Origin of the sequence: Sporosarcina jiandibaonis (assembly GCF_013184495.1) — a bacterium.
GTDB classification, from domain to species: Bacteria; Bacillota; Bacilli; order Bacillales_A; family Planococcaceae; genus Sporosarcina; species Sporosarcina jiandibaonis.
This window is the reverse complement of record NZ_JAAOIY010000001.1, coordinates 1,101,411-1,115,477: the sequence shown is the minus strand read 5'-3', so window position 1 is coordinate 1,115,477 and position 14,067 is coordinate 1,101,411. Positions and strand designations below refer to the sequence as shown.

General features: G+C 39.9%; 14 protein-coding genes. 12 read left to right on the top strand and 2 right to left on the bottom strand.

All coding sequences use genetic code 11. The annotated features are described in order from the left end of the window. Positions 1-256: 256 nt before the first annotated feature. From hpf to G8782_RS05685, 12 genes are all read left to right on the top strand, one after another. The gene (gene hpf, locus G8782_RS05740) at positions 257-823 is read left to right on the top strand and encodes a ribosome hibernation-promoting factor, HPF/YfiA family (protein WP_172369919.1); all 567 of its coding nucleotides are present in this window, start codon (positions 257-259) and stop codon (positions 821-823) included. 157 nt (positions 824-980) lie between these two features. Continuing rightward, entirely contained in the window at positions 981-3,488 is a 2,508-nt protein-coding gene (gene secA, locus G8782_RS05735) for a preprotein translocase subunit SecA (RefSeq protein ID WP_172370233.1), read from the top strand. Between the two features lie 34 nt (positions 3,489-3,522). Next, positions 3,523-4,624 (top strand): peptide chain release factor 2 gene (prfB, locus tag G8782_RS05730; protein ID WP_172370232.1). Its coding sequence is split into 2 segments (ribosomal slippage): positions 3,523-3,594 and positions 3,596-4,624, totalling 1,101 coding nucleotides; the frame shifts between segments, so codons are not numbered across the junction. Between the two features lie 274 nt (positions 4,625-4,898). Next, a complete protein-coding gene (gene cccB / locus G8782_RS05725; RefSeq protein WP_172369918.1) occupies positions 4,899-5,231 on the top strand; it encodes a cytochrome c551 in 333 nt (110 codons plus the stop codon). A gap of 213 nt (positions 5,232-5,444) precedes the next feature. After that, entirely contained in the window at positions 5,445-6,131 is a 687-nt protein-coding gene (gene ftsE, locus G8782_RS05720) for a cell division ATP-binding protein FtsE (RefSeq protein ID WP_172369917.1), read from the top strand. Beyond that, on the top strand, positions 6,121-7,005 hold the full coding sequence (gene ftsX / locus G8782_RS05715) for a permease-like cell division protein FtsX (RefSeq protein WP_172369916.1): 885 nt from the start codon (positions 6,121-6,123) through the stop codon (positions 7,003-7,005). The genes ftsE and ftsX overlap by 11 nt, the downstream gene beginning before the upstream one ends. A gap of 46 nt (positions 7,006-7,051) precedes the next feature. Continuing rightward, positions 7,052-8,401, top strand: coding sequence for a murein hydrolase activator EnvC family protein (locus G8782_RS18595; protein WP_281357904.1), 1,350 nt, complete (start codon positions 7,052-7,054; stop codon positions 8,399-8,401). A gap of 112 nt (positions 8,402-8,513) precedes the next feature. After that, positions 8,514-9,164, top strand: a complete 651-nt coding sequence (locus tag G8782_RS05705; protein ID WP_172369915.1) for a hypothetical protein — start codon at positions 8,514-8,516, stop codon at positions 9,162-9,164. Continuing rightward, positions 9,161-9,739, top strand: coding sequence for a peroxiredoxin family protein (locus G8782_RS05700; protein ID WP_172369914.1), 579 nt, complete (start codon positions 9,161-9,163; stop codon positions 9,737-9,739). Before G8782_RS05705 ends, G8782_RS05700 begins: the two co-directional genes overlap by 4 nt. A 106-nt stretch (positions 9,740-9,845) precedes the next feature. After that, complete coding sequence (locus tag G8782_RS05695) at positions 9,846-11,237, top strand: S41 family peptidase (RefSeq protein ID WP_343034973.1); 1,392 nt, start codon at positions 9,846-9,848, stop codon at positions 11,235-11,237. Positions 11,238-11,408: 171 nt separating this feature from the next. Next, complete coding sequence (locus G8782_RS05690) at positions 11,409-12,578, top strand: PDZ domain-containing protein (protein WP_172369913.1); 1,170 nt, start codon at positions 11,409-11,411, stop codon at positions 12,576-12,578. 38 nt (positions 12,579-12,616) lie between these two features. Further along, entirely contained in the window at positions 12,617-12,868 is a 252-nt protein-coding gene (locus tag G8782_RS05685; RefSeq protein WP_172369912.1) for a CsbA family protein, read from the top strand. A 147-nt stretch (positions 12,869-13,015) separates the two neighbouring features. Here the strand turns inward: G8782_RS05685 and G8782_RS05680 are convergent, their stop codons facing one another. Then, positions 13,016-13,324: an AzlD domain-containing protein gene (locus tag G8782_RS05680; RefSeq protein WP_172369911.1), complete on the bottom strand. Its 309-nt coding sequence runs from the start codon at positions 13,322-13,324 to the stop codon at positions 13,016-13,018. 1 nt (position 13,325) lies between these two features. Beyond that, positions 13,326-14,048 carry an AzlC family ABC transporter permease gene (locus G8782_RS05675; RefSeq protein ID WP_172369910.1) on the bottom strand — a complete coding sequence of 241 codons (723 nt, stop codon included), beginning with the start codon at positions 14,046-14,048 and terminating at the stop codon, positions 13,326-13,328. Between the last annotated feature and the right edge of the window lie 19 nt (positions 14,049-14,067).

The following is a 14,067-nucleotide window of genomic DNA, read 5'->3' as shown; positions in this document are numbered from 1 at the left end:
GTACTTTGTTATTGGTGAAAAAAGCGGTACCATCGCTGTGGATTGGAGGGGTGGGAAAAGCTTGATCGATAAAGGAAGTATATAATTCATAATCAACAAATCTATATTCACTTTTTTAGTGAAAGGTATTTGAATAATGGCTGTCAATATTTCGACATATTTCGCCAATATCATTTATTTTTTCAAGGTTTTTAAAAGGACTTTTGAGGGAACGTATAGAAGTGTACGGTAGTGGTTAAATAAAGGAGGAGTTCATATGCTAAACTTTAACATTCGCGGCGAGAACATAGAGGTGACTCCAGCGATTCGCGATCATGTAGAAAACAAAGTGTCAAAGCTCGAAAGGTATTTTACAAATGGTGCGAACGCGACTGCAAACGTAAATCTGAAAGTATACAATGACAAACAAACAAAAGTGGAAATAACAATTCCAATGAAAAATTTAACGCTACGAGCAGAAGAAAGACATGATGATTTGTATGCAGCTGTCGATTTAATCGTCGATAAGCTTGAGCGTCAAATTCGAAAATACAAAACTAGAGTGAATCGCAAATTCCGTGAAAGGGAAGGCGTGGCAGCGTTCTTTGCATCAGTTAATAAGAGTAAAACGAATGATGGTCCACAATATGATGAAGAGGAAGATGAGTTTTCTGTTGTCCGAACAAAGCGTTTCGACTTGAAACCGATGGACGAAGAAGAAGCGATTCTGCAAATGAATATGCTCGGACATAACTTCTTTATCTTTACTGATGCTGAGTCAGATGAAACGAACATTGTCTATAAGAGAAAAGATGGAAAATACGGTTTAATTGAAACAAATTAATAGGTAAACATAATAATCCTCCAAGTGTGAGCGTGCACTTGGAGGTTTTTCTTTGAAGAGCTGCGTATACTCAATTATAAATAACTTAGTGGTACATTTGCACAGCGCATTTTGCAGTGTTAAAATAAAGAGTGAACAAAATGAGGATGTGACCTATATGCTGGGCGTATTAAGTAAAATATTCGATTCGAATAAAAGAGATTTAAAAAGACTGGAAAGAATTGCAGATCAAGTCGAAGCTTTGGCTACTGAAATGGAACAGTTATCTGACGAAGAGTTGAATGCCAAAACCGATATGTTTAAAGAAAGACTCGCCAATGGCGAGACACTTGATGATATACAAGTAGAAGCGTTTGCTGTTGTCCGTGAAGCTTCGCGACGGGTTCTCGGGATGTATCCATTCCGCGTGCAAATTATCGGTGCAGCTGCTTTGCATGAGGGTAATATTGCAGAGATGAAAACCGGTGAAGGGAAGACGCTAACGTCAACTCTTGCGGTTTATTTAAATGCGCTTGAAGGCAAAGGAGTGCATGTCGTTACGGTCAACGAATACCTCGCGAGTCGTGACGCTGAAGAAATGGGCGAACTTTATGAGTTTCTTGGCCTATCCGTAGGCTTAAACTTAAATAGCATGTCTAAGGAAGAAAAGCGTGAAGCGTATGAAGCAGACGTGACTTATAGTACGAATAATGAACTCGGCTTTGATTATTTACGCGACAATATGGTGCTTTACAGCAACCAGAGGGTTCAACGTCCACTTCATTTTGGCGTCATTGATGAAGTTGACTCCATATTGATTGACGAGGCCCGAACACCGCTAATTATTTCAGGACAAGCAGACAAGGCTGCTGATTTATACAGGTTATCAAACATGTTCGTCACAACATTGAAACTCGACGAGGATTATTCTTTTGATGAATCGACAAAAGGCGTTGTTCTGACTGAAAAAGGCGTTGAGAAAGCTGAAGCTGCTTTTAGCATCAATAATCTATTTGATTTGGAACATGTGACCCTGCTTCATGGGATAAACCAAGCACTTAAGGCACATGTTAGCATGCATATTGACATTGATTACGTTGTCGAAGAAGACAGCGTCGTTATTGTAGATTCATTTACGGGACGTCTTATGAAAGGTCGTCGTTACAGTGATGGGCTTCACCAAGCAATTGAAGCAAAAGAAGGCTTGGAAGTGCAAAATGAATCAATGACACTAGCGACGATTACATTCCAAAACTTCTTTAGAATGTACGATAAGCTTTCCGGAATGACGGGTACAGCGAAAACGGAAGAAGAAGAATTCCGTAATATTTATAATATGAATGTTATTGAAATTCCCACAAACCGGCCGATTATCCGTGATGATCGTGCAGACTTGATTTACTCAACAATGGATGGGAAGTTTAAAGCGGTGGCGGAAGATATTAAAGCCCGTCATGAAAAAGGCCAACCAGTATTGGTCGGAACCGTCGCAATTGAAACGTCAGAAATCATTTCTGGCTACCTGAAAAAACTCGGTGTAAAACATAATGTTTTAAACGCTAAAAATCATGGCCGTGAAGCGGAAATCATTCAAGAAGCTGGTCATAAAGGATCCGTTACCATCGCCACGAATATGGCCGGTCGCGGTACAGACATTAAACTCGGCGAAGGTGTTGTCGAAGTAGGCGGCCTTGCTGTTCTTGGTACCGAAAGACATGAATCTCGCCGAATTGACAATCAGTTACGCGGACGTTCCGGTCGTCAAGGTGATCCAGGGGTTACGCAGTTCTATTTATCGCTCGAAGATGAATTGATGAGACGTTTTGGATCAGATCAAATGAAAGCGATGATGACAAGACTTGGCATGGATGATACAACACCGATTCAGTCGAAAATGGTTTCCCGTTCTGTAGAATCAGCGCAAAGGCGTGTAGAGGGGAACAACTTCGACGCACGGAAACGTTTACTCCAATACGATGATGTTCTTCGTCAGCAACGTGAGATCATTTATAAAGAACGTAATGAAGTTTTGGAGACCGATAACATTCGCGGCATTGTTGAAAAAATGATAATCGATGTTATCGATCGTACAGTTGATGCCTATACATCAGCGGAAGATTCAGCTGAATGGAACTTGAAAGGTCTTGAAGATTTCATTGGCGCGAATTTACTCCCTGAGGGCCGGTTGACGAAAATAGATTTAGAAGGCAAAACAACTGAAGAACTAAAAACATTTATTCAAGAAGCCGTTTTAGCTCGTTACGATGAGAAAGAAGAAGAAATGTCGGAAGAGCGCATGCGTGAATTTGAAAAAGTTATTTTACTTCGCGCAATTGATACGAAGTGGATGGATCATATTGACGCAATGGAGCAACTCAGACACGGAATTCACTTGCGTGCATACGGACAGACAGATCCGCTGCGCGAATATCAAAGCGAAGGATTTGCTATGTTTGAAGATATGATTTTAGCTATCGAGAACGACGCAGCAAGGTTTGCCATGAAGGCAGAAATTCGCAATAATTTAGAGCGTGAAGAAGTTGTTAAAGGCCACGCAGTTAAACCGGACGACGAAGGCGAACCAGTGAAGAAGAAACCGGTGCGTCGCACAGTGAATGTTGGACGCAACGAACCATGCCCTTGCGGTAGCGGCAAGAAATTCAAACAGTGCCACGGTCGAAACTAAGCACTACTACCCATTTCAGGAGGAACTTATTATGATTGAATTATCGGATGTACGCAACGAGCTTGACAATACAGCTAAGAAATTAGTGGACTTCAGGGGGTCTCTTTGACTTAGAAAACAAAGAGGCTCGAATACAAGAACTTGATGAAATGATGGCTGAGCCTGGATTCTGGGATAATCAAGAATCAGCTCAAAAAGTTATTTCTGAATCCAATGGGTTGAAAGACGTTGTTGGCGACTATAAAGAATTGACAGATGAACAAGAAAATCTGGAAATGACGCATGATTTATTACGCGAAGAATTTGATGCAGAGCTTCAAGAAGAGCTAGGCGTCGAATTAAAAGCGTTCAAGAAAAAACTAGAAGCATTTGAATTGCACATGCTTCTCAGCGGCGAGTTTGACCGACATAACGCGGTTCTTGAATTGCACTCTGGTGCAGGCGGTACAGAATCCCAAGACTGGGCTTCAATGATTTTACGAATGTATACGCGTTGGGCGGAACAACATAATTTCAAAGTTGAAACGCTCGATTATCAAGCAGGGGATGAAGCAGGCGTAAAGTCTGTAACATTATCGATAAAAGGCCATAATGCGTACGGCTATTTGAAAGCTGAGAAAGGTGTCCATCGACTTGTTCGTATTTCACCTTTTGATTCTTCAGGACGCCGTCACACATCATTCGTGTCATGTGAAGTCATGCCTGAATTTGATGGAAATATTGATATCGAGATTCGTACAGAGGATCTGAAAATTGATACGTACCGTTCTAGTGGCGCAGGCGGACAGCACGTTAACGTAACTGACTCAGCCGTTCGGATTACGCATTTACCGACTGGAGCAATAGTGACGTGTCAAACCGAACGTTCGCAGATTAAAAACCGTGAACGTGCGATGAACCTTCTAAAATCGAAATTGTATCAAATTAAAGTTGAAGAAGAACAAGCGCGTCTTCTTGAAATCCGAGGCGAACAAAAAGAAATCGGTTGGGGAAGTCAAATTCGTTCTTATGTATTCCACCCATATTCAATGGTGAAAGATCACCGTACTGATATGGAAACTGGAAACGTCGGCGCTGTCATGGACGGCGATCTTGATCCATTCATTAATGCGTATTTGCGTTCTCAAATATCGTAAAAATGTTTATAAAAAGTCAAATAGGCAATATGAGTATTATAGATGAAGTAATTATATGATATTTCTCGAGAAAACAGATAAACATCAAAAAGCCACGTTCACAGAATCGTGACATGTCTTGGTAAATGTTGCCACGACAAGGGCTGTGTTGTTTTTTCGGAATTCTGCTTTGACGTTAAAAGATTGAAAAGCCCATGTTTTTGGTATACTGCAATAGAGGAATGTATATTTATATTCCTATGTAACAAACTACAAAATCAAGGGAGGAAACAGCGTGAAGAAAAAACTTTTAGCAGCAATTTTTGCATCACTTCTTGTTCTCGGCGCATGTGGTGGCGGCGGGAATACGGCAAATGACGGCGATAAGGATACGAGCGGCGATGTAGCGAGCGTAGATGCTGAAAAAATCGTCAACAATAAATGTATCTCTTGTCACGGTAACAACCTAGAGGGCGGCGGCGCACCTGCATTAAATAATATCGGTTCGAAGCTTTCAGAAACTGAAATCCACGATATTATTATCAATGGTCAGGGCGGAATGCCAGGTGGACTCATCAAAGGTGAAGAAGCCGAAGCAGTTTCGAAATGGCTTGCTGAGAAAAAATAAGTAAAAGTAAAAAACACTAGCGGATATTTTTTCCGCTAGTGTTTTTTTATGAGTGAAAACGACTATTTGCCTGAATGTGGGAATATTTCTACCCGAATCAAATTCACTTAAACCAAATGAAATATAACTGTAATAGTTAGAGTGAAAAATACATGCTATACTATTGGTGTTGTTGAATAAAATCTAATTATTAGAGATTCAGGTGGTTTTAGTATGATTGTGATGAAAGATGTCTACAAAAAGTATTCGAATGGCGTCGTTGCATCGAATGGCATTAATATAGAAATTAGTCGCGGAGAATTTGTTTACGTTGTTGGTCCAAGTGGTGCAGGAAAATCTACATTCATTAAAATGATGTACCGCGAGGAAACGCCAACAAGCGGAGATATATTTATAGATGGTGTTAATCTAGCAACATTGAAAAGAAGAAAAGTTCCTTATTTGCGAAGACGCATCGGTGTCGTATTTCAGGATTTTAAATTACTACCGAAACTTAATGTATATGAAAATGTGGCATTTGCCCTTGAAGTAATCGAAGAAACCCCCGCTAGGATCCGAAAAAAAGTTACTGATGTACTGGAACTTGTCGGATTGGCACAAAAAGCGCGAATGTTTCCCAATGAATTATCCGGCGGCGAACAACAACGCGTAGCGATTGCTAGATCTATTGTGAATGTTCCTCAATTAGTTATTGCAGACGAGCCTACAGGAAACCTTGATCCGGAAACTTCTTATGAAATCATGAATATTTTCGAACGAATTAACGCAAGAGGCACAACGATTGTCATGGCTACTCATAACAAAGAAATCGTTAATACGATGAAACACAGAGTAATCGCAGTTGAAGGCGGCCTAATCGCACGCGACGAACTCGGAGGTGCATACGGCTATGAAGTTTAGAACATTTAGCCGACACCTTAGCGGAAGTTTCAAAAGCCTCGGACGGAATGCTTGGATGACATTCGCCTCAGTAAGTGCGGTTACAGTGACTCTCTTGCTCGTTGGTGTCTTTATTGTCATCATGATGAATTTAAATAAAATTGCAGATAACATCGAAAACGATGTCGAAATAAAAGTAATTGTCGATTTAGCGGCAAATGATAAAGCAATCGCCAAGTTGGAAAAAGAAATACAAGAAACAAAAGGCATACAGGATTTGGAGTTTTCTTCAAATGAGCAAGAATTGAGTAAAATGATTAAAGGGTTTGGAGACGAACTTGGTTTATACAAACAAGATAATCCCCTGCGACATGCATTTTATTTAAAAGCGGCTGATCCTCATCAGACAGCTGAAATTGCGAAGAAAATTGAAACCTATGAATATACTTACGAAGTGATTTACGGAGAAGGAAAAGTTGAAAAGTTATTCGGTTTTCTCAATTCGGGTCGAAATGTTGGACTCGGGCTTATCATTGCACTATTATTCACAGCAATGTTCTTGATTTCCAATACGATAAGAGTCACGATTAACGCACGTAGAAATGAAATTGAAATAATGAAGCTTGTGGGGGCCACAAATAACTTCGTTAGAATTCCATTCATATTGGAAGGAATTTGGCTTGGTATTCTAGGCGCGCTTCTACCGATGATATTGCTTACAGTCGCTTACTTTAATTTATACGATATCATCGAACCTAAAATCGAAGGAGAACTATTTAAACTTCTTGAAGTAACGCCGTTTATCTATCAATTAAATGCGTTAATTCTTGGTTTAGGAATCTTCATCGGGATTTGGGGCAGTTTTATGTCAGTTAGAAAGTTTTTGAAAGTTTGATAGTTAAAGAGATAGAAGAATTGAAAGGGGAAATTATCAGTTGAGAATGTCGAAATGGATGCTGCCGTTTTTGGTTGCAATATTATTTTTAACAACCGCAATAGAAAATCCTTCAGCTTTTGCAAGCTCTTTGAAAGATATGCAAGTTGAAAAACAAAATATAGAAAAGAAAAAAGAGGATTTAAACTCTGATATTAAAGTGAAAGATTCTGAAATTAATAAAGTCGAATCGAAAGTCGAGTCAATTCGCAGTCAAATTAATGAGTTGACAAATAAAGTGAATAAAACGAATACTGATATCGAACGTGTCGAAGAGGAAATTGCGCAAACAACCCGAGAAATTAAGAAATTGCAAAAGTCCATTGCAAAACTTGAAAAAAGAATTGAAGAGCGCGATGTTGTTTTGCGTGACCGTATTCGTGCCATGCAAGTCACGGGCGGACAAGTAAACTATTTGGACGTATTACTGGGAGCGAATAGCTTCTCTGATTTCATCGATCGATACTCAGCCGTTAGCACATTAATGGAAGCGGATCGCGATATTATGAAGCAACAAAACGAAGATAAAGAACAGTTGGAAGTAGAGAAGAAACTAGTTGAACAAAAACTTAGAGACCAAGAAAAGCGAAAAGACGAACTTACAAGATTAAAAGTATCATTGGATTCTCAGAAAAAAGAAAAAGCTCAACTTGTGAATAAACTTGAAGCAGAACAAAAGAAATTAGGTAAAGAAAAGAAGAAGCTAGAAAAAGAATATCACGAGGCTCATGAGGTTAGTAAAGAAGTTGAACAAGCAATCGCTGCAGAAGAAGCGCGTATAGCTGAACTCGCACGTCAGGCAGAGATTGCTAGAAAGAAAGCGGAAGAAGAAGCAAGGAAAAAAGCTGCAGCTGCAGCAGCTCAAAAAGCTTCTGCAAGTAAAACAGGCGGAAGTTCTAACAGCCCGGCTCCAACACCGACAACACCAGCACCGCCTGTATCAAATGGCGATTGGACAAGACCGGCTGCAGGATATGTTTCCTCTGAATTTGGTTACCGTAAACTTGATTTTGTTGATTCGACTAATCACCGTGGAATCGATGTTGCGAACTCGAGTGGCACACCAATATTAGCTGCGGGACATGGAGTGGTTCAGCGTACTGGCGTACTTGGTACATATGGAAATATAATTATGATCAAGCATTCGGTTAACGGTAAAATTTACACAACATTATATGCGCATCTATCAAGTATAAACGTCAGTTCCGGTCAAGTTGTTTCCAAAGGACAAGTTATCGGTAAAATGGGGAATACAGGACGATCATCAGGTCCGCATCTTCATTTTGAATTCCATATTGGCGGATGGACTGCTTACGGTAATTCAGTAGTAAATCCTAGAAGTTACGTACCATTTTAATAAATTTTAAAACCCTCCATTGCGAGGGTTTTTTCTTGGGCAAAAACCTAGCCATGCAATTGCGGATTGGGTAAGCTAATATAAGGATTTTATAAACTGAGGAGAGTAAAGGATGCCTGTAACAAAGTTATTTATCATCGGCAATACAACAGTACCCTCTTCTTGGGTCGCGCTAGTGCTAGCCTGCGCGTTAGCTTATTTAGCCATTCGGTTACGTTTTGGAAAACGCATTTCTAGCGTGTTGGCCGATTCGATTTTTTATTTCGTCCTCGTCTGGAAATTAAGCGTGATACTAACTGATTTTGAAAATGTCATTAAATCGCCATTATCCATAATATATTTCAACGGTGGAGAAGTTGGTTTATATTTGGGACTCTTAGCTGGAATGGTTACAATCGTAATTGAATTAAAGAAGAACGGATTGCATACGCTCGATAAACAAGCATTGTTTTTAGGATTCATTACAATACAAACAATCTTTCAATTAACTATGGCAATCATGAATGAAGGAACCAAACTAGCTGAATCGGTTACAATCATCATGTTCACGCTAGTCGCTATCATCATATGGATTAGCATTCATAAAATGGAGAATGCGGTAATCCAGTTAGCTTTACTATTTGCAGCTGGCCACTTTTTCACATCCTTATTTCAGCCTTCCAGTTATATAGACAGTTCATTTTTCTCAACAATTCTAGTAACGATTTTCATAATAATATTCTTAGGACAAAATGATAAAGATAAATCGGAGGGACGTTTATGAATAAAAAGATGATCGGTTATCTAATTGCTATATTAGTTATCGGATCAATGATTGTCATGACAGTAAAATCCAATATTGAAAAAAATGCACCTAGTGATCAAGTTGCTTCCGTCGTTAAATCAGATGGGAAAAATATCGTGGGACTTGAACCAGGGAATTTGCCTCCGGACTTTGACCTTACGACAATGTCAGGTGAACAGCTAAACTTATCGGACTTGAAAGGAAAGAAAGTCATTCTTAACTTTTGGGCTTCCTGGTGCGGCCCGTGTAAAGCTGAGATGCCGCATATGGAAAATTATTATAAAAAGAATAAAGAGTCCGCAAATGTCGAAATTGTTGCAGTCAATATGACGAATACAGAGAGAAGAGGACTTAAAGGCGTTGAGGAATTTATAGATGCCTACGGATTAACTTTCCCGATTCCGTTGGATAAAGACGGGAAAGTAGAAAGAATGTATGAAATCGTATCGATACCGACGACATTCATGCTTGGAACAAGCGGTGAAATCGTGCATAAATTTGTTGGTCCGATGGATGAAAAGATGATGGAAGAGCTTGTAAATAACTTAAAATGAATTTAGCCAGTTTCTGTAGTTGTAATGTTAATTTTCCGTTCATATAGTAAACGGAGGAGGGAGCATTCTGCGAAGAAGCTGGCTTTTACTTTTAGTCATAATTGCGGTGGCTGCAACATCAATATTTTTAATCTCGAATAAAGGGAAAGGTGATAAGAGTGTTGAAAAAAGCTCATTCGATGTTATCGATGAAGCCTTTACAATTATTAAGGATCAAGGCGTTTACCCTGTAGAAGGAGAACTTCTCATCGAAGGCGCACTAAGAGGGATGACTGAAGTGATTGGTGATCCATATTCAACCTATTTATCAGAAGAAGAAGCTGCTGCTCATGAAGAGTCGCTTGCGGGTGAAAGAATCGGAATCGGTGCAGAAATTACAAGGTCTAATGGAAAATTTATAATAGTTGCCCCTGTAAAGTCATCTCCTGCCGATAAAGCTGGATTACGTCCCTATGATGAAATTATTCGTATTGATGGCAAACCGTTAGACGGTGGTACATTACAAGATGTGGTTAAGAAAATTCGAGGGGAAAAAGGGACAGCTGTTACGATGACGATTTATAGACCTGAGTTAAATAAACATCTTGAAATTTCGATTATTCGCGATGTTATACCTGTAACGACGGTAAGTAGTGAATTAATCGAAGAGAAGGAACGCAAAGTCGGTTACATATCGATTACGACCTTCGGAAGTGAAACTGCTAAGGAATGGGCAATCGCATCTGAAAACTTGATTGGTGATGGCGCTGAAGCGTTTGTAATCGATGTCCGTGGCAATCCCGGGGGCTATTTACACAGTGTCGGCACAATCTTATCGAGTCTTCTTCAAGAAGATACGGTATATGCCTATTTACAAGATGCGAACGGGGCCTTAACTCCGCTAGTCGCAGACCAGGATGAAAAAATAAAATTTGATAGCCAGCTGAAGAAAGTTCCGCTGGTTTTGCTTCAAGATAAAGGAAGTGCATCAGCTAGTGAAATGTTAAGCGGCGCTTTAAAGGATTTACGAAGAGCATCCATCGCAGGCACTGAAAGTTTTGGGAAAGGAACTGTCCAAGACACAAAGGATCTAGCAAACGGCGGAAAAGTGAAGTTATCAACTGCAAAATGGCTGACGCCGAAAGAAAAATGGATACACGGCAAAGGCGTAGAAGCCGATCTGAAAATAGCCCAAAATGAGTTGTTTAATGAGCATATTCGTTTAGTTTCTGCTGAATATACTGAAGGCGATTTTTCTGACGATGTTGCCTACAGTCAAAAGTTACTCGCCGGACTTGGTTATACTTTAGGGCGCGACGATGGCTATTTTGATGAAGCAACATCGGACGCGGTTAAAGAGTTTCAAGAGGAGTCCAAGGTGGAACAATCAGGCAAGATGGATCGACAATTTTTCACGGCATTGCAAAAAGAAATTGAAATCTATCGTGAAAATCGTGAAAATGACGTTCAATTACAAATGGGATTAGATTATTTACTGCATCTATTGGCGGAAAAGTAAACTCTACGTAGAAACAGCTGTTAACGGATTGAATTCCATCCCGTTAACAGCTTATTTTTATTATTCTAAAAATAATCTTCTGAAAATAGTCAATAAGGATTCGCCTAATGTACTGTTCATTTGTTACAATAGATAGAAATAGTGTAGTAATGAATAGGATGGTGTCGGTACATGGTGAAAGATATATTACTAGAAGTACTAACAGCTGCATCGTTATTTTTTCTGAATCCACTATTTGTGGCCACACTAATCGCGGCAGTGTTTTTAGGCTATATGCGGGTGAAGAGAGAACGACGTAGTTTCAGAGTTCGCTTGATGCCAGGATTTACTGAGTTAAAACGACTATTATCAGAATCCTGGCCATATGCGATTATTTTATCGATTCTTATATCGGGTGCCGGTTTGGCAGTAGACTCAGGTTGGCTGGTTTTATTTTGCATTGCGGCGTTTGTTGGACTTCTTTCTTTTTATTATAAAATAATGTCTCCAATTTATTTTGCGGCTGTTGCATATTTTATAATCTTTTTCATGGAACGTTATGCTAGTGATTTTGTTTACCGTGGATGGTCGCCGGCTAACGTAGACTTATTCGGTGATTTAGTTGTAACCGTTGCGATCATTGCAGGTTTATTATTAGTTGCTGAAGGTTTTCTAATTAGCCGATACGGCGAGCGAGATACGTCTCCATTTTTGAAAAAGACTAAAAGAGGGCTTCAAGCCACAGCTTTCAAAACAAAGCGACTTTGGCTTTTGCCGGTTTTGTTTATTGTCCCTGGTGATTTAATTCAGGCGTATTTACCTTATTGGCCACAGTTTACGCTGGCTGAGAACGCATTTACTTTTGTTCCTGTTCCACTTATTATCGGGTTTTCCCAAGTGATTCGCTCATCGTATCCTAATATCGCATTCCCGAGAATTGGACGTGGCGTGATAGTTATCGGAACCGTTGTCTTTGCACTTGGTGTTAGTGCGATATGGATGCCTGTATTGGGCGTAGCGGCACTTTTATTCGGTGTTGCAGGACGTGCCGTGTTTTCCGTAATTGTGTCGGTTCAAGAGCGCAGCGGCGCATTTGTCGTAGCGCCAAAATCGACTGGGGTTGTTATTGCGGGGGTATTACCTAATTCGCCGGGCGATAAGATGGGTTTACTTCCAGGGGAATGTATCAGATCCGTCAATGGGTTAGAAGTAATGAACGAAAAAGAATTATACGATGCCATTCAAATTAATGCCGCGCACTGCCGGTTGCAGGTTCTTGGGCGCGATGGAGAAGTACGACTCATGCAACAAGTCATTTATCGTCATGACCATCATCGTCTTGGAATATTGGTTATACGGTAAGCGTAACCGTTTGTTTGTAAGGGAAGGTTGTTGCTAACATGGATTCATTCGTAACAAAATTCATACTTGCGGCTATCATGCCTGCTTTACTAGTCGTATTGTTTACACGCATAACATTTCATCATGTTGTAGGGCTATTATTAACAGCAGGGTTAATAGCAGCCTCAGTTTATGCGGGCTATACACATAACTGGGTATTGTATACGGTAGATGCTATATCACTAACAGTCGGTTTTTGGTATGCAAGCCGAATGGTTAAACGAGCACGCGACCATTTGGATATAGAATAGAGAAAAGTATGAGAGGAATTTGATAGTTTTCCTCTCATACTTTTTAATTTACTTAAAAATCATTAATAATGAGCTTGAATAATCTATTATTCAAGTTTATATTCAGTCCGCTGCTTTCTCATTCTTTTGAAATATAGACTATTCTTTTTACATAAATAAACTATAAACAGCAAGTACACCAATTGTACCCAAAACTACAGACATGACGCCGCCGCCTAGTATTGCTATTAAAAATGCTGCCCCGGCTCCGATAATGCCGAAAAGAATATTTCCTTCTTGTACGAACAAAATACCAGGGAAGATAAGTGCTCCAAGTACGGCGTATGGAATGTTTCGAAGAATACCGGAAATAATAGGAGGCAATTCTTTACCTTCCAGAAAAGTCAGAGGAATCATTCTAGGAATATATGTAACTAGCGCCATTCCAAAAAGCATCCACCAATATGCAGGTCCCAATTTACTCCCCCTCCCTTGAATATATCAGTTCTGATGTTTTACGATGTTTCGCATAAATAAATTCAACGAAAACTGATGAGATGAGTGTTGCAACGAGAATTGCCCAACCGGTTGATAAGAGTTCGGTGAAATAAAAAAAACAATGAATTGCGGCTGCTATAGTCGCCAACATAACAACTTTTCGGTTACCTTTCATAGAAGGCACAAGCAGTCCGACAAACATTGCAAATAGTGCGATTGACATTGCGGCTTGGAGGAAAAGTGGCAAATTTGCCCCGACAACATGTCCGACGGCTGTGAAAATAACCCAACTTCCATATGCGATCAAGGTTACTCCGAAAGTAAATGCAGTTGTTATTTTTTTGTTTTTACTCGTGGCGAGCATCGAAAAAGATTCATCAGTGATTCCGAACGAATAAATGGCTTTAATCCACCGTTTTTCGGGCTTTAATTTTTCACTTAATGAAGCGGTCATGAGAAAATGTCGAATATTAACGACAAACGTATTCATGACGATCAACAAAGGGTTGACTGCATCGGCGATAAGGCTTAAAGCTATGTATTGAGAAGCGCCCGCATAAACGAAGATGCTCATAGCCGTCGCTTCAATCATTGAGAGGCCGGCAGTTTTTGCGAGAAGTCCAAATGTGAGCGCAACGGGAAAATAGCCTATTGCAATGCTCATTCCGGCTTTTAGTCCAGAAAAAAACGTATTATTTTCCATTTTGTCACATCTTTCTTAT

Bases quoted from the DNA above. Each gene is read 5' to 3' on its own strand.
- hpf (WP_172369919.1), top strand. From the start codon at position 257: ATGCTAAACTTTAACATTCGCGGCGAGAACATAGAGGTGACTCCAGCG.
- secA (WP_172370233.1), top strand. From the start codon at position 981: ATGCTGGGCGTATTAAGTAAAATATTCGATTCGAATAAAAGAGATTTA.
- ftsE (WP_172369917.1), top strand. From the start codon at position 5,445: ATGATTGTGATGAAAGATGTCTACAAAAAGTATTCGAATGGCGTCGTT.
- ftsX (WP_172369916.1), top strand. From the start codon at position 6,121: ATGAAGTTTAGAACATTTAGCCGACACCTTAGCGGAAGTTTCAAAAGC.
- G8782_RS18595 (WP_281357904.1), top strand. From the start codon at position 7,052: ATGTCGAAATGGATGCTGCCGTTTTTGGTTGCAATATTATTTTTAACA.
- G8782_RS05705 (WP_172369915.1), top strand. From the start codon at position 8,514: ATGCCTGTAACAAAGTTATTTATCATCGGCAATACAACAGTACCCTCT.
- G8782_RS05700 (WP_172369914.1), top strand. From the start codon at position 9,161: ATGAATAAAAAGATGATCGGTTATCTAATTGCTATATTAGTTATCGGA.
- G8782_RS05690 (WP_172369913.1), top strand. From the start codon at position 11,409: ATGGTGAAAGATATATTACTAGAAGTACTAACAGCTGCATCGTTATTT.
- G8782_RS05685 (WP_172369912.1), top strand. From the start codon at position 12,617: ATGGATTCATTCGTAACAAAATTCATACTTGCGGCTATCATGCCTGCT.
- G8782_RS05675 (WP_172369910.1), bottom strand. From the start codon at position 14,048: ATGGAAAATAATACGTTTTTTTCTGGACTAAAAGCCGGAATGAGCATT.